The 21040-nt window shown below is 47.1% G+C and carries 24 protein-coding genes; 17 read left to right on the top strand and 7 right to left on the bottom strand.

The genetic code is table 11. The features are described 5' to 3' along the window. Positions 1–14: 14 nt before the first annotated feature. Both hutU and hutH read left to right on the top strand, forming a co-directional pair. Positions 15–1691 (top strand): urocanate hydratase, encoded by a 1677-nt coding sequence (gene hutU, locus NEJAP_RS15330; RefSeq protein WP_201348055.1) that lies wholly within the window; start codon positions 15–17, stop codon positions 1689–1691. A gap of 37 nt (positions 1692–1728) precedes the next feature. Further along, positions 1729–3267 carry a histidine ammonia-lyase gene (gene hutH / locus NEJAP_RS15325; RefSeq protein WP_201348054.1) on the top strand — a complete coding sequence of 513 codons (1539 nt, stop codon included), beginning with the start codon at positions 1729–1731 and terminating at the stop codon, positions 3265–3267. Between the two features lie 6 nt (positions 3268–3273). Here hutH and NEJAP_RS15320 read toward each other — a convergent pair whose 3' ends face one another. Both NEJAP_RS15320 and NEJAP_RS15315 read right to left on the bottom strand, forming a co-directional pair. Next, positions 3274–4449 (bottom strand): vWA domain-containing protein, encoded by a 1176-nt coding sequence (locus NEJAP_RS15320; RefSeq protein ID WP_201348053.1) that lies wholly within the window; start codon positions 4447–4449, stop codon positions 3274–3276. Beyond that, positions 4449–5294, bottom strand: a complete 846-nt coding sequence (locus tag NEJAP_RS15315; protein ID WP_201348052.1) for an AAA family ATPase — start codon at positions 5292–5294, stop codon at positions 4449–4451. The genes NEJAP_RS15320 and NEJAP_RS15315 overlap by 1 nt, the downstream gene beginning before the upstream one ends. 161 nt (positions 5295–5455) lie before the next feature. Between NEJAP_RS15315 and NEJAP_RS15310 the strand changes: the two genes are divergently transcribed. Then, on the top strand, positions 5456–5896 hold the full coding sequence (locus NEJAP_RS15310; protein ID WP_201348051.1) for a hypothetical protein: 441 nt from the start codon (positions 5456–5458) through the stop codon (positions 5894–5896). On the opposite strand, the gene NEJAP_RS15305 is transcribed toward NEJAP_RS15310, so the two are convergent. Next, entirely contained in the window at positions 5891–6556 is a 666-nt protein-coding gene (locus NEJAP_RS15305) for a glutathione S-transferase family protein (RefSeq protein ID WP_236590957.1), read from the bottom strand. The two genes, NEJAP_RS15310 and NEJAP_RS15305, sit on opposite strands and share 6 nt — an antisense overlap. A 140-nt stretch (positions 6557–6696) precedes the next feature. On the opposite strand from NEJAP_RS15305, the gene NEJAP_RS15300 reads away from it, so the two are divergent. Beyond that, a complete protein-coding gene (locus NEJAP_RS15300) occupies positions 6697–7545 on the top strand; it encodes a LysR substrate-binding domain-containing protein (RefSeq protein ID WP_201348050.1) in 849 nt (282 codons plus the stop codon). Positions 7546–7631: 86 nt separating this feature from the next. Here NEJAP_RS15300 and NEJAP_RS15295 read toward each other — a convergent pair whose 3' ends face one another. Beyond that, positions 7632–8621, bottom strand: coding sequence for an integron integrase (locus tag NEJAP_RS15295; protein ID WP_201348049.1), 990 nt, complete (start codon positions 8619–8621; stop codon positions 7632–7634). A gap of 338 nt (positions 8622–8959) precedes the next feature. Between NEJAP_RS15295 and NEJAP_RS15290 the strand changes: the two genes are divergently transcribed. The 9 genes from NEJAP_RS15290 to NEJAP_RS15250 all read left to right on the top strand — a co-directional run bounded on the left by NEJAP_RS15290 (position 8960) and on the right by NEJAP_RS15250 (position 13619). After that, a complete protein-coding gene (locus tag NEJAP_RS15290; RefSeq protein WP_201348048.1) occupies positions 8960–9331 on the top strand; it encodes a hypothetical protein in 372 nt (123 codons plus the stop codon). Between the two features lie 58 nt (positions 9332–9389). Then, entirely contained in the window at positions 9390–9650 is a 261-nt protein-coding gene (locus tag NEJAP_RS15285) for a hypothetical protein (protein ID WP_201348047.1), read from the top strand. Between the two features lie 69 nt (positions 9651–9719). Next, positions 9720–10283, top strand: coding sequence for a discoidin domain-containing protein (locus NEJAP_RS15280; RefSeq protein ID WP_201348046.1), 564 nt, complete (start codon positions 9720–9722; stop codon positions 10281–10283). Between the two features lie 135 nt (positions 10284–10418). After that, positions 10419–10922 (top strand): hypothetical protein, encoded by a 504-nt coding sequence (locus NEJAP_RS15275; protein WP_201348045.1) that lies wholly within the window; start codon positions 10419–10421, stop codon positions 10920–10922. Between the two features lie 47 nt (positions 10923–10969). After that, a complete protein-coding gene (locus NEJAP_RS15270) occupies positions 10970–11218 on the top strand; it encodes a hypothetical protein (RefSeq protein WP_201348044.1) in 249 nt (82 codons plus the stop codon). A gap of 483 nt (positions 11219–11701) precedes the next feature. After that, positions 11702–11995, top strand: coding sequence for a DUF1840 domain-containing protein (locus NEJAP_RS15265; RefSeq protein WP_201348043.1), 294 nt, complete (start codon positions 11702–11704; stop codon positions 11993–11995). Positions 11996–12098: 103 nt separating this feature from the next. Then, entirely contained in the window at positions 12099–12347 is a 249-nt protein-coding gene (locus NEJAP_RS15260; protein WP_201348042.1) for a hypothetical protein, read from the top strand. Beyond that, positions 12344–13312, top strand: a complete 969-nt coding sequence (locus tag NEJAP_RS15255; RefSeq protein ID WP_201348041.1) for a hydrolase — start codon at positions 12344–12346, stop codon at positions 13310–13312. Before NEJAP_RS15260 ends, NEJAP_RS15255 begins: the two co-directional genes overlap by 4 nt. Before the next feature lie 91 nt (positions 13313–13403). Continuing rightward, positions 13404–13619 (top strand): hypothetical protein, encoded by a 216-nt coding sequence (locus tag NEJAP_RS15250; protein ID WP_236590956.1) that lies wholly within the window; start codon positions 13404–13406, stop codon positions 13617–13619. A gap of 33 nt (positions 13620–13652) precedes the next feature. On the opposite strand, the gene NEJAP_RS15245 is transcribed toward NEJAP_RS15250, so the two are convergent. Both NEJAP_RS15245 and NEJAP_RS15240 read right to left on the bottom strand, forming a co-directional pair. Continuing rightward, a complete protein-coding gene (locus NEJAP_RS15245) occupies positions 13653–14813 on the bottom strand; it encodes a leucine-rich repeat-containing protein kinase family protein (RefSeq protein WP_236590955.1) in 1161 nt (386 codons plus the stop codon). A 251-nt stretch (positions 14814–15064) separates the two neighbouring features. Beyond that, positions 15065–15523: a response regulator gene (locus tag NEJAP_RS15240; protein ID WP_201348040.1), complete on the bottom strand. Its 459-nt coding sequence runs from the start codon at positions 15521–15523 to the stop codon at positions 15065–15067. A 158-nt stretch (positions 15524–15681) separates the two neighbouring features. Between NEJAP_RS15240 and NEJAP_RS15235 the strand changes: the two genes are divergently transcribed. The 4 genes from NEJAP_RS15235 to NEJAP_RS15220 all read left to right on the top strand — a co-directional run bounded on the left by NEJAP_RS15235 (position 15682) and on the right by NEJAP_RS15220 (position 20619). Next, positions 15682–16119 (top strand): nucleoside deaminase, encoded by a 438-nt coding sequence (locus NEJAP_RS15235; protein ID WP_201348039.1) that lies wholly within the window; start codon positions 15682–15684, stop codon positions 16117–16119. A gap of 68 nt (positions 16120–16187) precedes the next feature. Beyond that, positions 16188–16874 carry an ABC transporter ATP-binding protein gene (locus NEJAP_RS15230; RefSeq protein WP_201348038.1) on the top strand — a complete coding sequence of 229 codons (687 nt, stop codon included), beginning with the start codon at positions 16188–16190 and terminating at the stop codon, positions 16872–16874. After that, entirely contained in the window at positions 16865–19384 is a 2520-nt protein-coding gene (locus NEJAP_RS15225) for an ABC transporter permease (protein ID WP_201348037.1), read from the top strand. The genes NEJAP_RS15230 and NEJAP_RS15225 overlap by 10 nt, the downstream gene beginning before the upstream one ends. Then, entirely contained in the window at positions 19384–20619 is a 1236-nt protein-coding gene (locus tag NEJAP_RS15220; RefSeq protein ID WP_201348036.1) for a lipocalin-like domain-containing protein, read from the top strand. The genes NEJAP_RS15225 and NEJAP_RS15220 overlap by 1 nt, the downstream gene beginning before the upstream one ends. A 26-nt stretch (positions 20620–20645) precedes the next feature. Here the strand turns inward: NEJAP_RS15220 and NEJAP_RS15215 are convergent, their stop codons facing one another. Next, positions 20646–21035: a YkgJ family cysteine cluster protein gene (locus NEJAP_RS15215; protein ID WP_201348035.1), complete on the bottom strand. Its 390-nt coding sequence runs from the start codon at positions 21033–21035 to the stop codon at positions 20646–20648. Positions 21036–21040 lie beyond the last annotated feature (5 nt).

The following is a 21040-nucleotide window of genomic DNA, read 5'->3' as shown; positions in this document are numbered from 1 at the left end:
AAAAGGAATCCTATATGAGTTTTACCCGCCTCGATGAATCCCGTGTGATTCGTGCGCCGCATGGTAGCCAGTTACGTTGCAAAAGTTGGTTGACTGAAGCCGCTATGCGTATGTTGATGAATAATCTAGATCCAGAAGTAGCGGAGCATCCTCAGTCGCTGGTGGTCTATGGTGGCATTGGCCGTGCAGCACGTAGTTGGGAGTGTTTTGATAAGATTATTGAGGTCTTACAGCGTCTTGAAGAAGACCAAACATTGCTTATTCAGTCGGGTAAGCCTGTGGGTGTTTTTCAAACCCATGCTGATGCACCGAGAGTCCTTATTGCTAACTCTAATCTTGTGCCGCACTGGGCAAATTGGGAGCACTTTAACGAATTAGATAAACAAGGTTTGGCTATGTATGGCCAGATGACGGCGGGCTCGTGGATCTATATTGGCTCCCAAGGGATAGTGCAGGGCACTTACGAAACATTTGTGGCGGTAGCGAAGCAGCACTTTAAAGGTGTGGCTGCTGGACGATGGATTTTAACCGGCGGTTTAGGTGGCATGGGGGGCGCGCAGCCGCTAGCAGCTACCATGGCGGGTTTTTCAATGTTAGCGGTTGAATGCGACGAAACCCGAATCGACTTTCGTTTGCGTACGGCTTACCTAGACAAAAAAGCAGACACACTCGACAGCGCGTTAGCGATGCTTGAGCAGGCTAAAGCTGAAGGTAAGGCTGTTTCTGTTGGTTTGTTAGGCAATGCCGCCGATATTTTTGCCGAGCTTGTTGAGCGTGGCATTACACCAGACGTCGTGACGGACCAAACCTCAGCGCATGATCCACTCAATGGCTACCTGCCGCAGAATTGGAGCATGGAGCATGCTGTTGCTATGCGCCAAAAAGATGAAGCGGCTGTTGTAAAAGCGGCAAAACAGTCAATGGCTGTGCAGGTTGCCGCCATGCTGACGTTACAAGCAAACGGTGCCGCGACACTGGATTATGGTAATAACATTCGCCAGATGGCGCTGGAAGAAGGCATAACCAATGCGTTTGATTTCCCAGGTTTTGTACCTGCTTATGTAAGGCCACTGTTTTGTGAAGGTATTGGCCCGTTTCGGTGGGTGGCGCTTTCGGGTGACCCTGAAGATATCTATAAAACAGATGCTAAAGTTAAAGAACTCATTCCTGATGATCCGCACTTGCACAACTGGTTGGATATGGCGCGCGAGCGTATTGCATTTCAGGGATTACCGGCACGTATTTGTTGGGTTGGGTTAAAAGATCGTGCGCGTTTAGCGTTAGCTTTTAATGAAATGGTTAGCAATGGTGAGCTAAAAGCGCCTATCGTGATTGGCCGTGATCATTTGGATTCTGGCTCCGTTGCCAGCCCTAACCGTGAAACAGAAGCGATGATGGATGGCTCGGATGCGGTATCTGACTGGCCGTTGCTCAATGCATTGCTGAGTACCTCAGGGGGTGCAACGTGGGTATCGCTACATCATGGTGGTGGTGTGGGTATGGGCTTTAGTCAGCATGCCGGTATGGTGATAGTGGCGGATGGAACAGAGGCGGCGGCGATGCGCTTAGGTCGAGTCTTACGTAATGATCCGGGTACGGGAGTTATGCGACATGCCGATGCAGGTTATCCTTTAGCGAAGCAGTGTGCCCGTGAGCAATCACTTGACCTACCAATGCTTGATAACGAATAGCTAGATAACTGATAAAACGGATACCGGAATCAAAAATATGTATGAATTAACGTTAACACCGGGTCAGTTAGGGCTAGCTGACTTGCGCCGTATTAACCAAGAGCCAGTCAAGCTAGTACTTGATGCGGGTTGCCACGATGGCATTGCCAAAAGTGCTGCTACCGTACAACAAGTATTGGCAGAAGACCGAGTAGTTTATGGCATCAATACGGGGTTTGGTATGCTGGCTAATACACGTATCTCAACTGATGACCTCGACCTACTACAGCGCAGCATTGTGTTATCTCATGCGGCGGGTGTTGGGCAGTTTATGCAGCCATCGACAGTGCGTTTACTGATGGTTTTAAAGATTAACTCTTTAGCACGTGGCTACTCGGGTATTCGTTTGCAAGTGATTGAAGCACTCATCACTTTGCTCAATGCTGAGGTGTATCCATGTATCCCCGAAAAAGGATCAGTAGGCGCGTCGGGTGATTTGGCGCCTTTAGCTCATATGAGTACCGTGTTGTTAGGCGAAGGTGAAGCGCTGTATAACGGTGAGCGTATTAGTGGCGCAGCCGGTTTGAAGGTGGCTGGGTTAGAACCGATAGCGTTAGGCCCCAAAGAAGGCTTGGCATTGTTAAATGGTACACAGGCCTCCGCGGCCTTTGCATTACAAGGGCTGTTTGCTGCTGAAGATCTGTATGCAGCAGCCACCGTAACGGGTGCTTTATCCGTCGAGGCGGCGTTGGGTAGTCGCCGTCCATTTGATGACCGGGTTCATCAAGTACGTGGTCACCAAACACAAATTGATGCGGCTGCTGCGTATCGTCATTTGCTGCAGGATGACTCAGAGATTGGTAACTCACATCAACAATGTGAAAAGGTACAAGATCCCTATTCGTTACGTTGCCAGCCGCAAGTGATGGGTGCTTGTTTGCAGCAAATCAGACAAGCCGCGCAAGTATTGCTGGTGGAGTCTAATGCGGTATCAGATAACCCGCTGGTGTTTGCGGATGACAACGATATTATCTCGGGTGGTAACTTCCATGCAGAGCCTATTGCCATGGTGGCAGACAACCTAGCATTGGCTATTGCTGAGATTGGTTCTTTATCTGAGCGGCGTATGGCGCTGTTAATTGATACTAACCTCTCTAAATTACCGCCTTTTTTGGTCGACAATGGCGGCGTAAATTCAGGGTTTATGATTGCTCAAGTCACAGGAGCTGCGCTGGCTTCTGAGAATAAATCATTGGCACACCCTGCATCTGTGGATAGTTTGCCGACCTCTGCCAACCAAGAAGATCATGTTTCCATGGCAACGTTTGCAGCACGGCGTTTACGAGACATGTCAGACAACACGGCAGGCATTTTAGCTGTTGAGTTGCTGGGGGCGTGCCAAGGAATCGACTTCAGAGCACCGCTAAAAACAACCGTAGGGTTACAGCAGGCGCATAGTCAGTTAAGAGCAGAAGTCGCGTTTTATGATAAAGACCGTTATTTTTCGCCCGACATCGAGCGGGCGCAGGCGCTAATTCAGCGGGGCGACTATAACGCCTTAGTACCCGCTGATCTCTTACCTAGCTTGCAAAGCTAGTTCACTCTATTTTGATAGGTGCTTGATACCCGCTTCAAGGCCCGCAAGGGTCAGCGGGTACATGTGCCCATCAAAAAGCTGCTGTATTGCATCGGTTGAATGAGTGTATCCCCAGAATCTTTCTTGAGTGGGATTCAGCCAGATCGCTTTATCCCAGGTATCAAGAATTCGTTGCAGCCATACTTGGCCCGCTTCCTCGTTCATATGCTCAACACTGCCGTAGCGCTGTATCAACTCATACGGTGACATGGCCGCATCACCAATAAAGATAACGCGATAGTCTTTACCGTAGGTGTGGATAACATCCATTGTTGAGAGCGTTTCATGGTAACGGCGATTGTTATCTTTCCAAACTTTCTCATACACACAGTTATGAAAGTAAAAGTATTCGAGGTGCTTAAACTCGGTGCGGGCAGCAGAAAATAGCTGTTCACAAAGATGGATGTAAGGGTCCATCGAACCACCGATATCAAGAAATATCAGCACTTTAGCGGCGTTATGTCGCTCTGGCACCATCTTAATATCTAACAGCCCTGCGTTCGCAGCAGTAGAGCGAATCGTATCGTTTAGGTCTAACTCTTCATTAGACCCTGTACGAGCAAACTTTCGCAGCTTACGTAAAGCCACTTTCATGTTACGCGTGCCAAGCTCAACTTGGTCATCCAAGTTTTTAAACTCGCGTTTTTCCCATACTTTAACGGCGCGTTTGTGTTTGCTCTCGCCACCAATACGGATGCCTTCAGGGTTGTAACCACTGTGGCCAAAAGGCGAAGTGCCGCCCGTACCAATCCACTTGTTACCACCGGCGTGGCGATCGTGCTGATCTTCTAAGCGCTCATTAAGCGTTTCAAGCAGTTTATCCAAGCCGCCCATGGCTTCAATCTTGGCTTTTTCTTCTTCAGAAAGGTTCTTCAAAAACTCAGAACGTAACCAGTCTTCAGGGATCTCGTTATCAGGAAACAGGTTAAGTGCGTCGAGGCCCTTAAAATAGTGACCAAAAGCGCGATCAAATCGATCAAAATGCTTCTCATCTTTGATCAGGCAAACACGGCTGAGTAGATAAAAATCATCGAGGCTGGCAAACGCGACACCCTTTTTAAGCGCATCGAGCAACACCAGCAACTCGTTCAGAGAAACGGGAATATCCGCCCGTTTCAGCGTGTTGAAAAAGTCGATCAACATTAGCGGTTTTCTCGTCTTGCCATAAATGCCAAGCGTTGCAACATATGTACATCTTGCTCATTTTTGAGCAGTGCACCATAAAGCGGGGGCATGGCCTGAGCGATATCTTTGTTTTGCAACAGATCAACAGGGATGTCATCTGCAATGAGTAGTTTTAACCAGTCGATCAGTTCCGAAGTAGACGGCTTTTTCTTCAGGTTATTCATCTCACGGATTTTGAAGAACACTTCTAACGCTTCGTTTACCAGTTCCTGCTGAATACCCGGATAATGCACATCAACAATCTGTTGCATGGTGTCACGGTCAGGGAAGGTAATGTAATGGAAGAAGCAACGACGCAAGAAAGCATCTGGCAGCTCTTTTTCATTGTTCGACGTGATGATAATAATCGGGCGATGCTTAGCAACAACACGCTCCCCTGTTTCGTAAACAAAGAACTCCATTTTATCGAGTTCGACCAGTAGATCGTTAGGGAACTCTATATCGGCTTTATCGATCTCATCGATAAGCAGGACCACTTGCTCATCAGCATCAAACGCCTGCCACAGCAAACCTTGTTTGATGTAGTTAGCAATGTCGTAGACTTTTTCGTCGCCAAGCTGAGAGTCACGTAAGCGCGATACAGCATCGTATTCATATAAGCCTTGTTGCGCTTTTGTGGTCGATTTAATGTGCCAGCGAAACAGCTTTTTACCCAATGAAAGCGCGACCTCTTCGGCCAGCATGGTTTTACCCGTACCCGGTTCGCCTTTAATCAAAAGAGGGCGCTGCATAGTGATAGATGCTTTGACTGCCATTTGCAGTTCGTCGGTAGCTACATAGCGCTCGGAGCCGTTAAAAGCCATAGTGAAATCCCATTATTAAAAGTAGCAGTGTATGTGCACCACTTAATTTGGTTTGTGCTAAGTGAATGCCCTAATGTTAGCAAATTTATTTGAGATTTACTCTGTGAAAAAAAGCGCGTATTTATAAAGGTCATAAAACTTAAATAAGAAGGAGGCAGCAGATGAGCATAGGGATAATTAGCCAAAAGACGCCGTTAACATTTAAGGCATTAATGGTTATTGGTTTGAGTGGCTGTATCGCTATTGTGCCGTATGCAGCCGCAACTAATAAGGTTGAAAAGAAAAGAGCGTTGCCCGCTTTCCCGATTCAGTCTTTTTCTACAGGCTCCGCTGACGATACTTGGGTGATACGTACTAGCAGCGCCATAGAATATTGCCGTAGTGAAGTGAGAGGGAAACCGCTGATCCAGTGTTATCAGCAAGATAACCCAAAGGGGTTTCGTTTTACGAGTGTGCAAGCCGTACACAATGAAGACGCTGGTGTAATATCCGCTTACGCGATGACCATCAGTGGTGATTTAGTGCACTGTCGTGTAACAGGCACTAAAAATGAGAACGGCAAGATCAAGAGTAAAAAGCTAAAAGTGAACTGCCACTTATAGCGGCAGCCCGACTTCCTCTTCTTCAATGGTTTCGGACTCTTGTTTCGCATCCGCTACCCACGCTTGTACCGCTGGGTGGGCGAGTACTGTTTTTACATAAGCACGGCTATGGTTAGATACCTCTGAATTGTAGGTATCAAAACGCAGTGCCACCGGTGCAAACATCACATCAGCAATACTAAACTCGCCAAACAACCACGGCCCCTGTGCGCTATTTTTTTGCAAAAGCTCTGTCCAGATAGTATCGATTCTCTGCACATCTTTAAGTGCTGCTTCTGTAAGAGTCACAGCGCGTTTAGCGCGGCAGTTCATCGGTAACTCATGGCGTAAACCAAAGAATCCAGAATGCATCTCGCAGCTAATGGCACGAGCTAAGGCACGCTCTGCGGCATCTGCTGGCCAGCCTTTATTGCCCAAATGAGTTTCGCTAACATACTCACAAATAGCGAGTGAATCCCACACGGTGATACCGTTATCAATCAATACAGGTACTTTTCCCGCAGGAGAGTAGTTCGCCAGTGATGAATAAAAATCGGCTTCAAATAATGCCAAGCGCGTTTCAGTAAAAGGGATATCAAACGCTTTTAACATTAACCAGCCGCGTAGCGACCAAGAAGAGTAATTCTTATTGCCGATGATCAATTCCATGTTGTTCTTCATATAGCGCTCCATTCAATAGCCGAGTGAATCAGTTGTTTTAACTTGTGGATTCATTGTGCAATCTTGCTTTATAACTGACTATCGAATAGTTTTTATAGCACCTATTTGAATTACTAATGGATGAATAAGGAGCTGGCTGTATGGATATAGAAGCATTACGAAGCTTTATCGCTTTTGTTGATACAGGTAGCTTTACGCGTGCCGCAAAACAAGTATGCCGCACCCAGGGTGCTGTTAGCATGCAGATGAAAAAACTAGAGGAAGAAGCCGGACAAGTATTGTTCAAAAAAAATGGCCGCTACCTTACGCTAACAGACCAAGGGCAATCACTCGTCAGTTATGCGCGGCGCATTGTGGCTATGCATGATGAAGTACTTGGGTCACTTGCCAGCCATGCAATCCATCCACCTATACGTATCGGCTGCCCAGACGACTACGCCGAATCTGTATTGCCACAACTCACAGAGCTGCTCATACAGCAGCTACCCCAGCAAAGTATACGTATCCACTGTGATTGCAGCACGCAGTTAAGACTAATGCTGGATAACGGCGAGATCGACATCGCCATCCTCACCCGCGCACCCGAAAAAGAGGAGGGCTACCTGCTCAAACATGATACCGGTGTATGGGTACACGGTGGCTACCCAGAGCTACTCGCAAAACAAACACTGCCACTGGTGATGTACGAAGCAGACTGCAAGTTCCACAGCAGCGCAATTGATGGGTTAGAAAAACAAGCCAAAAACTATCATTTGGTGTGCACTACCTCCAGCGCCACGGCTATAAAAAGCCTGCTCAAACGGGGAGTAGGCATCAGTGCTATGGCTCGCTCCAGCGTATCACCGGGGCTGGTGGTGGTTGACCAAACGGCTAACTTACCAGAGCTACCCGCCGTTGATATTGTTGTGGCGGTAGCGCCTATACCGCATCCTATGATGGGGGCTGCGATGGCGGCCAAGTTATGTGCGGAGTTTAGGCCTGTTGAATAGAAAGCGTATAGTATGATTAAAATAGAGGCTTGGTATTCAGCCGTTCAATACCTTCAATTCTGGCTGTATTAAATATCAACAGGAAATCAAATAAGAGCATCCGCAGGGCTTCGAACACCTTTGCCACCACGGTTCAGTACATGTGTATAAATTTCGGTTGTAGAAACATCAGTATGGCCAAGTAATTCCTGAATCGTTCGAAGGTCATAGCCTGCTTCAAGTAAATGTGTTGCGAAGCTATGTCGAAAGCTATGTGATCTGGCTGGCTTGTGGATATCAGCTGCTCTTACCGCTTGTCGTATCTGCTTGCTAAGGGCTGTTGGGTGAAGGTGATGGCGCCTTAAAACCCCTGATCGTGGATCTCGGCCAATTTTGCTCGAAGGGAAAAGAAATTGCCAGCCTGTCTCTTTGGCTGCTCGAGGATATTTTCGGTTTAACGCGTCCGGTAGATAAACATCGCCATAGCCGTCTTCAATGTCTTGCTGGTGTATGTTTTTTACCTTTTCAATTTGCCGTCGTAGAGCTGGTATGAGGGTCTGAGGTAGCATGGTTGTTCTATCTTTATTGCCCTTGCCGCTTCGTACAATAATATTATTATTCCCAAAATCAATATCTTTGATACGAAGTGATAGGAGTTCTGCTTTTCTCAACCCTGTGCCATACATTAGCTCAACTTGAAGCTTATGGACTCCTTTAAGTTGTCCCAAAATTGCGGTTATCTCTTCTCGGCTATAAACAACAGGTAGGCGTTTATGACGCACCGCAGGTATGAAGTTTAAATCCTGTGTGTCAACCTCCAGAAAACGTCTGTAGAGATAAATGAGAGCATTAAGTGCAAGTTTCTGTGTGCTTAGTGAACAATGGCGGTCAACAGATAAGTGCGTAAGGAAAGCCTCAATATCTGGTATCCCTAAATCTTTGGGGTGCTTTTTTTCATGGAAAAAGATGTATCGTTTGATCCAGTGGATATACGTTTGCTCAGTCCGATACGCTAGGCCGTTCTTGCGGATGTGAAGACGCAACTGGTCCAGAAAACGAGTGGGTTTGCTAGGGATACGGTGTTGAATATCGTCCATGATATTTCGTCTCGGTACATGTGTTTATATACAGTATTTGTGATTCATGCTTCTGTCAAGCCCCTTGTTCAGTGGACCCCTTTCCCCTTAACAAGGAAAAAAGCAATCATAACTCATTGATATTTAAAGTTAGTGGTTTATGCTCTTACAAAAGGAAATGAATAACAGTAAGAGCATGGAGGCTTCTTTTGTCTATCAACGCCACTTCCATAAACTCTTTAAGTTATTGATTTATAAAATTATGTGCCGTGATCTTTAATTTTTCTCCCTTGTTAAGGGGGCCAAAGAGTTATAGAGCCCCGGTCTTTATAATTAGCTGTTATAGGTAAATGGAAACCATGACTTCAGATGACGAAGTAAGATTTTGGTTGCATGTAGTTCAGGCTGTAGGAGCTTTGATTGTAGGTTGGATTTCAGCAGCTGCTTTGAAAGCTAGGAAAAAAGCACTTAGGAATCGCCTAGATATATTGTTTTCTGGTTCAGACTCTATCGAGACTAAACAGTTAGTTACGAAGGAGAACGAGAGAATTGAGCGAATTGGTATCATCCGAAAGCAAGAGCGCAGGCTTGAATTTGAATTCATAGAAGATGGTTTTCAAAAGGACTATCGGACGTTTGGAAAACTCGAAGAACTTGAAAAATATCTTCAAGATAAAACTTGTTTCAGGTTAGGTGACTTTGCCCGACCAATAACAATAACAGGCAGTTGACGCGCTTTGCGCGCCACTGCTGTAAGCGTTATATGGCTTTTTATCTGGAGAGAAACCGATGAATGACGGAACAGTTAAGGTTGGTGACTGGATATCTGTTGGACCAAACCGCATCAATGCATATGTATTTCATGTTTGGTCCCCTACAGAGGTAGCTGCTGGATATCACCAGAATAATTTCAAGGCAATTAAAGATGATTTTATATGGGATGGTGAGCAGTGGAAATTCAAATATGATACCCCTTGTGGTAGTTATTTAAGAGGGGCTGATGAGGCTATCGTTAAAAATGGGCCTTTTCATAATAGTCACCACATATAACAAGACGCACAAGTAAGGACGCAGCAAGCTGCGCCGCTTTGCTTGGCGTTATGTTTTAAGGAGAAAGCTATGAAAACTTTTATTTTTTTCTGTTTACTGTTTAGTTCACTTGCAAGTGCAGAACAAATAATGAACATCCATTTAAAAAACGGTCAAATATCAAAATTCAATATTAATGATATAAAAAAAATAACTTACGTGTCTAAAAAAGAAATTCATAATGTAGCCCTAGCATCAAAGGGAGCTATTGCTACTGATAATGGAAGTTACACGTATGGAGGTGATAATCAATCCAGTTCGAGAGTAATTGATGGCAATGAAAAAACTTTTTGGTGTGGTATTGAAGGAAACACCCCGCAAACACTAAATATCATCTTTAGAAAAAAATATAATATTTCTCGTATTCGTATTGCTGAAGCAGGTGGTTTCATTAAAAATGCAAAACTCTACTATTTCGACGGAAATGAGTATGTATATTTTCATACGATAAATAAAAATAAATTAAACTATAAAAAATCATTTCCTTCGGTTGTTACTGGCCGAATAAAACTTGTAATAAATAACTTTTCAGCACCAAACTCATGGAGTAACAAAACAGTTTGTGTGCGTTCTTTTGAAGTTTTTGGAAATTAAAACATAACAAGTTGCTACAACGGATTCCGTAAGTCGTCGCGGTTTTTGCCGCCCCTTCGGGACTGGGACTGCCTTTCCGCTGCTTCGCAGCTCCAAGTCAGCCCCCTATGTGACAGGAAGTGAGTACGTGTTGAGATGAGTCGTTCAATTGAAGTATTAAGCTCTAGTGTTTCCAAGTTCTATCTCACTACATATTGCTACTATCTAGCAATAGTAGTTTTAACAGCCATTCTCTGCGTTATTGGTGTCATGCTAATAGGGAATGTATTAGTAATTACTGGGGTGGCACCAGAGATAGAGCTCAATACATTTAATGACTTCATAAATATGCTTGTCGCACTAGCCTGCAATTTTTTGTTATTTTGGCTCATAAACTTTGTTCGAAATAATGCCCAGGATGTTTCTATCGATAAGACTTTGGGAAAACTTAAAGTTGGCGGTGATGAATTTAGCAAAGGCGATATAAAATATGTTTGTGAACTGATAATCTTTGGCTTCAGCTTTGGTTTAATACATGTTCCACAAAGGACTGTTCTTTTTATTCCAAAGTACAGTCTATTTGGTTTATTACCTATCTGGTTACATTTCAGACCAAGAAACCAGTGTATTAAGAAAATAAGTACATGGAGGGTAAGTTAGTGCAGCACCTTGAAATGCACATAATGAGGCGTTAAGTGAATATGCTCATGGAATTCATCGCAATTTTAGCATCTGCATTTTCGGGGCTTATTCTGGGGTCGGTATTTGGCTTTGCTATTACTGGCCACAGTCAAATTATGGAAGGTCGTGAATTTTATCCTCGCAACGCAATTATGCGCTTTTTCATCACGGCACCAAAAGATCGCACGACCATTCAAAATCTAATATATTTTGTACTTATGGTTTTTTGTTTTTGTTTTTATTGGGCTTATTGCTCTCCCCTTGAAATTGAGTGAGTCATTGGGCCCGCTGCAACCTTGGGCAAATATAGCAATATATGCGGTTCTTGGTTTGGGCGCATTGTCAGGAAAATTCATGGGTGGTCAGTTATGGTTACGGTGCAGGTAGCATCACTTAACAAGGCGAGTCACAAGGAGCCACTAAGCTACGTTTTACAATTTATGCATTTCGCTGTCGCTCCATTAACATAAAGTACAACTACGCTTAGCGGCCCTGTGCTGGCGTTATGCACAAAAGGAAGTGTCATACCTACTTTAGAAAACTGTCGCTAGTGTGGCAGTTAATTGAAGAAAGGCTTTAACCTTTGTTCTATCTACAATAAAAAAACTAAACAGATGTCACAATATTTTTGGTGAAGGGCAAAAAACATGATGCACTTTGTAATTGAAGGTTAAAGGAAGGTATAAAGAGGAGACTTAAGAAAATATATTCTGCCTCTCTTTATCCCGAGACTCGTTAATTTATTCGAGGAGTATTTCATGCTGGTGACTTTTACAACTGATGCTTATGGCAGTATTACGATGTTTGGTGATGTAGCACTGGCTATGCTTAAAATGATGGACCACAGCGGCTCCGTGCCCGGTGCTATTCTGGCGGCAGATGTGCCTGTTGCGTTGGGTAAGTTAACCGCCGCGATTGAAGCGGGTACAGCGCCACCACCTGCTATGGATGACGATGAGGAGGTTGAGGTGAGTTTGGCGACGCGAGCTTTACCGTTGATTGATCTTTTTACTGCCGCTGCAAAGGCAAAATCTAACGTCATGTGGGAATAACGTGAAATGCGGGCTTGTTCTGTTCTTTTACGCCGCTTAATTGCGCAGGAGCAAGCGTTTTGATAAATGGGACCAGCTATTCTTATAAAAAGGAAAAACAGCGATGACAAGCTTGATGAGAAGGTTGCCATGGATTGTGTTGATTTTTGGGTCGTTAACACTGGGCCTGGCTCCTTTTTTCCCTCAACCACACCTGTTTGAAAAAGTGCACATGCTCATCAATGGGGAGTTATCTCGTGGTATAGACTTCTTTGATCTTTTTCTGCATGGCCTATTTCCATTTTTGTTAATTCTTAAAGCTGTGTTGTCTCTAAGCTATTACCACGCTAATAAGTCTGCGAATAAGAGATGATTCGATCTTTTTTACCCCCTTGGTGGGCAAAAAATCCACATGTGCAAACGATTTTACCTGTGTTTACCAAGATCAAGCCCCCAGTGTTATCACGCCAGCGTCTGGAATTAAGCGATGGTGATTTTATCGATCTTGATTGGGTCGGTGACCCCTCTAACGCCAGTAGTATTATTGTTATTTTGCATGGATTGGAAGGTAGTTCTGATTCCCATTATATACGCCGCTTACTGCGAGATTGTCATCGATTAGGTTTATGCGCGGTTGTGCATCATCACCGTGGTTGTTCTGGTGAAGCTAACCGTTTGGCACGCAGCTATCATAGTGGAGATACGCAAGATATTAGCCATACCTTGCAGTATCTCCAACAGCATTTCCCGCAAGCACAGCTGTGCGCTGTCGGTTATAGCTTAGGGGGTAATGTATTGGCTAAGTATCTTGGAGAGCTACAAGATAATAGTGCTATAGAACGCGCCGTTGTTGTTTCGGCTCCTCTGCAATTATCCGCTTGTGCCAAACGGCTTGAAAAAGGATTTTCGACTCTTTACCAATGGCATCTGATTAAGCAGCTCCGTGAGAAGCTAACCGATAAATTTAATGATCGCACTATTGTTAATGAGGCATCAATTACACCAGAACAAGTCGGTACGCTGAAAACCTTTTATCAATTTGACCATCAAGTTACTGCACCACTGCATGGTTTTGAGGGGGTTGATGATTATTACACTAAAGCCAGTGGGTTTAGTTATTTGGCAAACATTAAGCGACCAACGTTGGTGATGCATGCCGTTGATGATCCGTTTATGAATGCCGATGTGATCCCCTTAACTCATCAGTGCTCCACAGATGTGACGTATGAACTGCATCAGTATGGTGGCCATGTCGGTTTTATCGATGGCGGTTCTCCCTTTAAACCGCGCTTCTATTTAGAGCAACGTATACTCCATTTTCTGATGACGATTGGTTAAATTTATAATGGAAAAATCATATAATATTTAACATGCAATCAGACCCTAAAAAACTAGTAGAAAAAACAAAAACCTAACCCATTCCGAGCTCATGAAGGTCACCTCACATGTGCAACGAGAGCAAGGCGACTGGATTTTACATAGCCTAATGGTTGAGGGTTGTGATGTGCCTTTTAAATTTAAGCGCAAAGGTAATTACCAAAGCTTAAAAGGTGCCAGAGTGAATATTACCTATTACCCAGAACAGGAAACTGTCGCTGGTATGAACTTTGAGGTGATGAAAGTCGTACGCATAAAAAGAGGGTGATGTCTGCGATGCTTTCATCGGCCCTCATTATTTTTAGCGCTGTGTAATGTGCTGCTTGAGACGTATAAACGTTTTGCTGGATCTATCTTCTTCTTTGCAAATGCTTAATAAGTCATCAATAAAATGATGCAGTGCTCGATGTTCAATTTGTTTTATTTTTGCTTGTTGCTCTTCATTAAGCATGTGGTACATCGTTGCTGCACCAAAGTCGCCAACAATGAGGTTAGCTTCATCATCAAACAGGGCGTTATGCGCGTATAAGTCGCCATGACATACTTGGTTTGCATGTAAATGAGCAAACACATCTTCCATCTGGGTAATGACTTTTTCAATGTGCTCAATTGAGAGCGTAAAACCCAGTGCAAAGGTGTCGCGAGTACAGCTTTTAAAGTTGGGTGGTAGGCCTAAGTTAGTATAGTGAGGAGGTATCAAACTCATGATTAACGCTAAATACCCATCTTCATTCACTTGAGCCAGCGACTTTACTAGATTTGGGTGGTGGCCTACTTTTAAACACGCTTGTAGCTCGTCTTTTGGATATCCATCGCTAGTGACTTCGCCCTTAAATACTTTCACGGCAATATCATCAGGAAATAGAGCTTGATGTTGGTTCCAATGCGCCTTTGAGATAACACCAGAGGCCCCTTGCCCTAGTACCCGCTGTAATGTGTAACTGGATGATGGCATCTCAGGAACTGACCGAATGTTTATATCGGACTGGCTAAATGGGTTACCAGAAAACGCAAACCAAGCAAGTTTAGGTAAGCCGAGCAATTGATCAGGACATTCAGCCAGTTGGTTGGCTGAAATACGTACTAACTCAAGGTTTGTCGATTGCGCTAAGGTTTTAGGTAGGTGCGTTAAGCAATTACCTGCTAATGCTAATTTTTGTAGTCTGGGCCGCTCACCTAAAGAGTCAGGCAGCGTGCTAATCTGATTGTCAGTTAAAATGAGCCAACGTAATTTTGCTGGCAGTGATCTCTCTGGGACATGGTTAATCTTGTTTGATTTAAAACCAACCATCTCTAAGTTGAGGCATTGGCCAAGTACTTCTGGTACTGTCTCAAAATGGTTGTTTGAGGCAAAAAATATTTTGAGATTTTTTAACTGTATAAGTTCTTTTGGCAGTGAAGTTAATTGGTTGTTGGATAAATCTAGAATTTCTAAGCTGTCAGCTAATGTTAAAATTTCCAAAGGAAATGACGTTAGATTTTCTGATAATGCTAAGCGACGAATACCTGATAGCTCGCCAGATTTAAGTTGGGACAGTGTGTGTAAAATGATGAGCTCCGGCTTAGTATGAAGACTAAAAGCTGGCTAGTTTACTAGAAAACTTAATGCGAGGGTTTTACCTTTTTGAGTTGAGGATATATGGAGCGTTTCACAACCTATTGCTCAGGAAAGAGGAGTGGGGAAGTCGTTTATTTTTTGATGAAAAGTTGTGATCAGCGAGGGTTTAAGTGGGATTGGCGTACAGGTGCTGGTTTTTCTTGGTTCTCTTTTGTCGGCGCTGGGGAGGCGAAAATATGGGCAATTTTTTCACACAATGCTTGCGGCTGAAAAGGTTTCACCACAAAGCCTGATATGCCTAATTGAATACTTTGATTGACGAGGTCTGCGTTAGCGTTACCGGTTAGCATTACAAAGGGCGTCTCTTTATGCCTCTCCATGCCTCGCATCTCTTTGAGTACCTCTAGGCCGTTCATTTCTGGCATCTCCCAATCACAGACGACCAAATCAATCGATTTTGCCTCCAGTAACTGCTTTGCTTCGACGCCGTTTGGCACCTCATGAAACTCTTTAAAGCCAATTGCCTTGAGGCTAGCGCGCACAATAGCGCGTATGGTTTGAGTGTCATCAGCAATTAGAACCACTTTAGAATCGGCATTTTCGACTATCTGCATAATAATAAATTCCTCTCTAATTTTTTGTGGCCATAGAGTATTACCCTGCACAGTATCTTGTTAATCAAAGTGGCTTGTTTCTCCAGCAACCCAGTGCGCTTAAAGCAGCCTATAATAAAAATGTAATATAGTTAATAGCTTAGTCGATAAGGTGAATTATGGATAAGTTTTTGCAAGCCGCCATTGAGGAAGCAAAGAAAGGTTTGAATAATGGAGGGATCCCCATTGGCTCTGTTCTTGTTCTTGATGGACATATTGTTGGACGAGGGCATAACCAACGCATACAAAAAGACAGCTCAGTGCTACATGCTGAAATGGATTGTTTAGAAAACGCAGGAAGGCTAAAGGCATCAGATTATCGCCGCGCAACGTTATACTCAACATTATCTCCTTGCGATATGTGCAGTGGGGCTATCCTTCTTTACGGTGTTAAAAAGGTGGTTGTTGGTGAAAATAAAACCTTTTGTGGGCCTGAAGAATACCTCAGGTCTAGAGGTGTTGAGTTAGTTATTCATGATGACCACGAATGTCGTCAGATTATGGCGTCATTTATTCAAAAAAATCCTGAGTTATGGAATGAAGATATTGGTGAATAAAACAATGCCCTAGGGGCAGGTCGGGAATTTATGCCACTATCGTGGCTTTACGTAACACGGAGTCCGCTATGCTCGATTTTCGCCATGTCCACAAGACCTACACGACACCCCAAGGGCCGCTAAGTGTGTTGTCAGGTGTGGATCTGCACCTGGGAGCCGGTGAAAGCGTGGCGCTGATGGGCGAATCGGGTAGCGGTAAGTCGACGCTATTGCACTTGGCCGCAGGGCTCGACCTACCTGAACGGGGTGAGGTATGCATCCACAACCAGTCGCTAGCCGGTTTGGATGAACCCGGCCGGGCGCGCGTCAGACGCGAAACTCTCGGCCTAGTGTTTCAGCAGTTTCACTTGGTAGCGAGTCTCAATGTGGCCGACAACTTGCGCCTGCAGGCACGACTGGCGGGGCGCGAAGATCCGGTCTGGTCGATGAGGCTATTAGAACGGCTGGGCTTGGCAGGACGCGAGAGCCACTATCCCGAGCAGCTGTCGGGGGGGCAGCAACAGCGTTTAGCCATTGGTCGCGCGCTGGCGTCTCGCCCAGCGTTGTTGCTGGCCGATGAGCCCACCGGAAATCTTGACGAAAATACTGCGGAGACAGTCCTCGAACTGCTACTGGAACTGGTCGCCGAAAGCGGCAGCAGCCTGCTGATGGTGACACACAGCCACAAAGTGGCTGCCCCGCTGGATCGTCGTTTGATCTTACGCCGTGGTCAGCTGCTGGCCGACTCCAGGGAGAGCCACTTGCCATGCGTTTGATCGGCGTGGTGTTGGCGACGCTGTTATCACACTATCGTCGGCATCCTGGCCAGCTGGCCATGTTGCTATTAGGATTATGGGTCGCGGGAGCGCTATGGAGTGGTGTACAGGCCATCAACGCCTCGGCGCGTGACAACTATGCGCGGGCTGAAGCGTTGCTCGGCAGTGGTTTTGATCGTCTTGAGCGTGAGGACGGCCAGACATTGACCCGAAATGATTTCATCCAGATGCGCCGGGTAGGTGTAATGGTGTCGCCGCTGCTCGAAGGAGAGCTTATTACCGACAGGGATGAGAAGCTCACCCTCATCGGTATCGATCCGCTCACCTTACCCGGTGATAGTACGCTGGCCCGTGGCCAAGCGTTTGGTGGGCTGCAGGGCTTTATCATACCGCCCTGGCAGACCCGTCTGGCACCGGATACCCGCTCCCAGTTGGGTACCAATCCGACACTGAATAGTGGCAGGCCTTTTCCGCCAATGATCGATGCGCCTGAACTGCCACCAAATACTTTGGTGATGGATATCGCCATTGCCGCACAGCTGCTGCGTGCCGGCGACTCGATCACCGCACTGGTTAGCGCCGCAGATACACTGCCCGCCCCTCCCAGCGGATTCACGCTGGTACGCGCCGATACGCGGAGTAGCCCCGGTGAGCTAACTCAAAGCTTTCATCTCAACCTGACGGCCATGGCGTTGCTGGCACTGATTGTCGGACTATTTATTGTTCAGGCGGCGCTGGGGCTGGCGCTTGAGCAGCGGCTAGGGCTATTGCGTACACTACGTGCCCTTGGCGTGTCGGGCCGCACCTTGGTTGCCTTGCTGGCTCTAGAGCTTGTTTTTCTGGGGCTGTTGGGCGCACTGGTAGGCCTGATCAGTGGGCTGTGGTTGGCTAAAACGCTATTACCAGACGTTGCCGCCACCCTGCAAAGCCTTTACGGTGCCGACGTTAGCACTAAGCTCAGCCTGCCTTGGCATTACTGGTTGGGGGGTGTTGGAGTGACGTTGGGCGGCCTGTTTATTGCTGGCAGCGGCGTGTTGTGGCGGGCAAATCGTATCCGTTTACTGGGGTTAGGTCAGGCTCAAGCGTGGCGCGCCGGTTTTCAACGCCAGCTGCGGCTGCAAACATGGCTGGGTGGCGTGGCTGCGCTATCCGCTTTAGCGCTGCTATGGCTTAGCACTTGGTCTAGCGACGAAGCGTTGGGTTCAGGTTTTGAGTTAGTCGTAGGTTTTGGACTGGTCGCGGCCATTATATTGGCCGCTGCATTGTGGCTACCAGCGCTACTGGCCTTGGTACTATCCTTGTCACTCAGAGGGCTATCACGTTTAACACACTTGGCTCGCAGTTGGCCACTCACCCAATGGGCATTAGCCGACTTGCAACTGCAGCTGCCTCGGCTGTCGTTGGCCATGATGGCACTGCTGATTGCGCTTTCGGCCAACCTCGGCGTCAGCAGTATGGTCGGCGGTTTTCGTCTGACCTTTCTCGACTGGCTCGACCAACGGTTGATGGCGGATCTATATCTCAAACCGCCAACAGCGCAGTTCGCCGTTATTGATGCTTGGCTTGCTCAGCGCGATGTGGTCCACGAGCGCCTGATCACCGCCGACGCCAAATCGCAGCTGCTCGAGATCGCAACAGGCAATACCCTCCGCCGTCCGGGCCTGCCGTTATCGGTATTTGGCATCACGCCGGGGCAAACGCTAATGGCTGATTGGCCGCTACTCTCTACCCTTGGCAACCGAGATGCTGCATGGCAAGTGCTCCAGCATGGAGGGGCCTTTGTCAATGAACAGTTGGCCCGGGGCGAAGGCATCGCATTGGGCGACCGATTACGTTTGGTCACGCCCGGTGGTGGTGAATCGGTAACGGTGGTGGGCATCTACCCTGATTATGGCAACCCGCGCGGCGAGGTGGTGATGGCTACGGACCGCGTGCTGCGGTTATTTAAAGTACCGCCGGCCTCCATCGGCATCGTGATGCAGCCTAGCGAGGATGCAGATTTGTTACGCCAGCAGCTGATCGAGCGCTTCAACCTGACACCACACAGTTTGCGAGATCAGCGCGAGGTCAAGGCTACGGCAACTGCTATCTTCGAGCGTACCTTTGCTATTACCCGAGCGTTGAATGGCCTGACCCTCGGTGTGGCGGCATTGGCATTGCTGGCAACGCTGCTGGCCCAAGCTCAAGAGCGGCGCCGACGGCTGGCTGCACTGTGGGCGATTGGCGTGCCACTGCGTCGCCTGCTTGGCATTGTGCTGGCTCAGCTGGCCGGAGCTGCGCTGGTCACGGGCCTGCTGGCAATTCCCTTAGGCATCGCTATTACCGCCTGTCTGGTGTGGGGTATCAATGTGGCGGCCTTTGGCTGGCGGTTGCCGCTGCATATTTTTCCCGGCGAGATCAGCCTGACCCTAATCACCGCGGTGCTGGTTGCCTTGCTGGCGGCGGGTCTTCCAATGTTTAAGCTGTGGCGTACTCCGCCCCGGTCACTGCTAGCCGAGGAGGAAACCTGATGATCAAACAATGGCGCTTGAATTCACTGAGATGTGGTTTGTCCTTGCTATGTCTGCTGTTGCTCGGGGCCTGCGGCCCGGCTTCTGAACCTGCCAATAGTGAGAAAAGCGGTACAGACGTGAGTGGTGACAGGGCCGGCTTTGCAGGCTTGGGCACTTCGAGCCAAGACTATGCCCATGCAAGCTCCATTACCTCTATTAGTTTCCCTGAGGATCACGGCCCGCACCCAGATTTTCGTATTGAGTGGTGGTATCTCACTGCCAACCTGGAAAACGAGAACCATGAGCCCATGGGAATACAGTGGACGCTGTTCCGCCAAGCTCAGCAGCCCGAAGCTCTTGATGCAAACAGTGCGCGTGCCGAAATTGGGGTTGAGTCTAAAGCTGAGCCTTGGGCCACGGATCAACTGTGGATGGCGCACATGGCACTGTCCCACGGCGAGAGCCATCGTGTCGCCGAACGTTTCGCACGAGGAGCTAGCGTGCCACTCCCTAGTGTCGTGCATCAGGCCGGTGTCACGGCCCAGCCCTTTATCGCTTGGTTGGATGACTGGAGGCTTGAAAGTCTCACCACACATCCCGAAGGCGACGCTCTGGATCACCTTCGTTTGACCGCTCAAGCTGAGGATGAAAACGGTACCTTTGGCTATCGCCTCGAACTCAAGGCCGAAGGCCCGCTGGTGCGCCATGGTATCCGTGGTTTCAGCCAGAAATCGGCCGATGGGCAGGGTTCTATGTATTACAGCCAGCCCTTTTATCGGGTCAGTGGTGAGGTAATGCAGGACGGCGAGCGTGTGGCGGTTAGCGGTCGGGCCTGGTTGGATCGGGAATGGAGCAGCCAACTACTGGGAGCCAGCCAAACCGGTTGGGACTGGTTTTCGTTGCACCTAGACAGCGGCGCTAGATTGATGGCGTTTCGCCTGCGCGGCGGGGGCACTAATCACGACGACTATCTTTCCGGTAGCTGGATCACCGCCGATGGAGAGGTGACGCCGCTGGAAGCCTCGACGCTAACACTTGTGCCGTTGGCGAGCGCAGATGCTGCCGGTTATCGGGTGCCGGTGCGCTGGCGTCTGACGCTGCCGGAACAGAACCTTGATCTAGAAATAACGGCTCGCCATGCGAACCGATGGATGAGTACCTCTGTGCCCTACTGGGAAGGAGCGGTCAACGTGAGCGACGCCTCAAGTGGTGTACCGCGTGGCGAAGGCTATCTGGAAATGACAGGGTATTGATGTTGCTAATTTACCCTATGAGAAGCTTAAGATCGGCTATCTTTCATCAAGAAATCTAGTTTATTTTGGGCTCTTTTAGGGTTTTTGAGATCAACTACTTCAAGCATTTCACATTCATCCCGAACCATTTCATCGATTAGGCTTGGATAATGGCGACAGTCTTCCGGTCGATTTAAGTAAATGCTGCAGGTGTATTTGTCAGGTGATAGGGAGGTGGTTTTTGGAACCAGTTCGAGAAACGGACATCTTTTCAGTTGTTCTCCTGATTCCGGGTCAAACCATATTTCGTTATTTTTAACGAACGCAAAGATATCTGGGTTATATAACTCCCATTGCTCAATTTCTTCTTTGTTCGTTGCTATATCACCATCGCCATACTTGATGCAGCATTTACCACATTGATTGCAGTCTTTCATCTTTC

This window comes from Neptunomonas japonica JAMM 1380 (assembly GCF_016592555.1).
GTDB lineage: Bacteria > Pseudomonadota > Gammaproteobacteria > Pseudomonadales > Balneatricaceae > Neptunomonas > Neptunomonas japonica_A.
The sequence above is the reverse complement of the archived record's forward strand: the minus strand, read 5'-3'. Positions and strand labels throughout refer to the sequence as shown.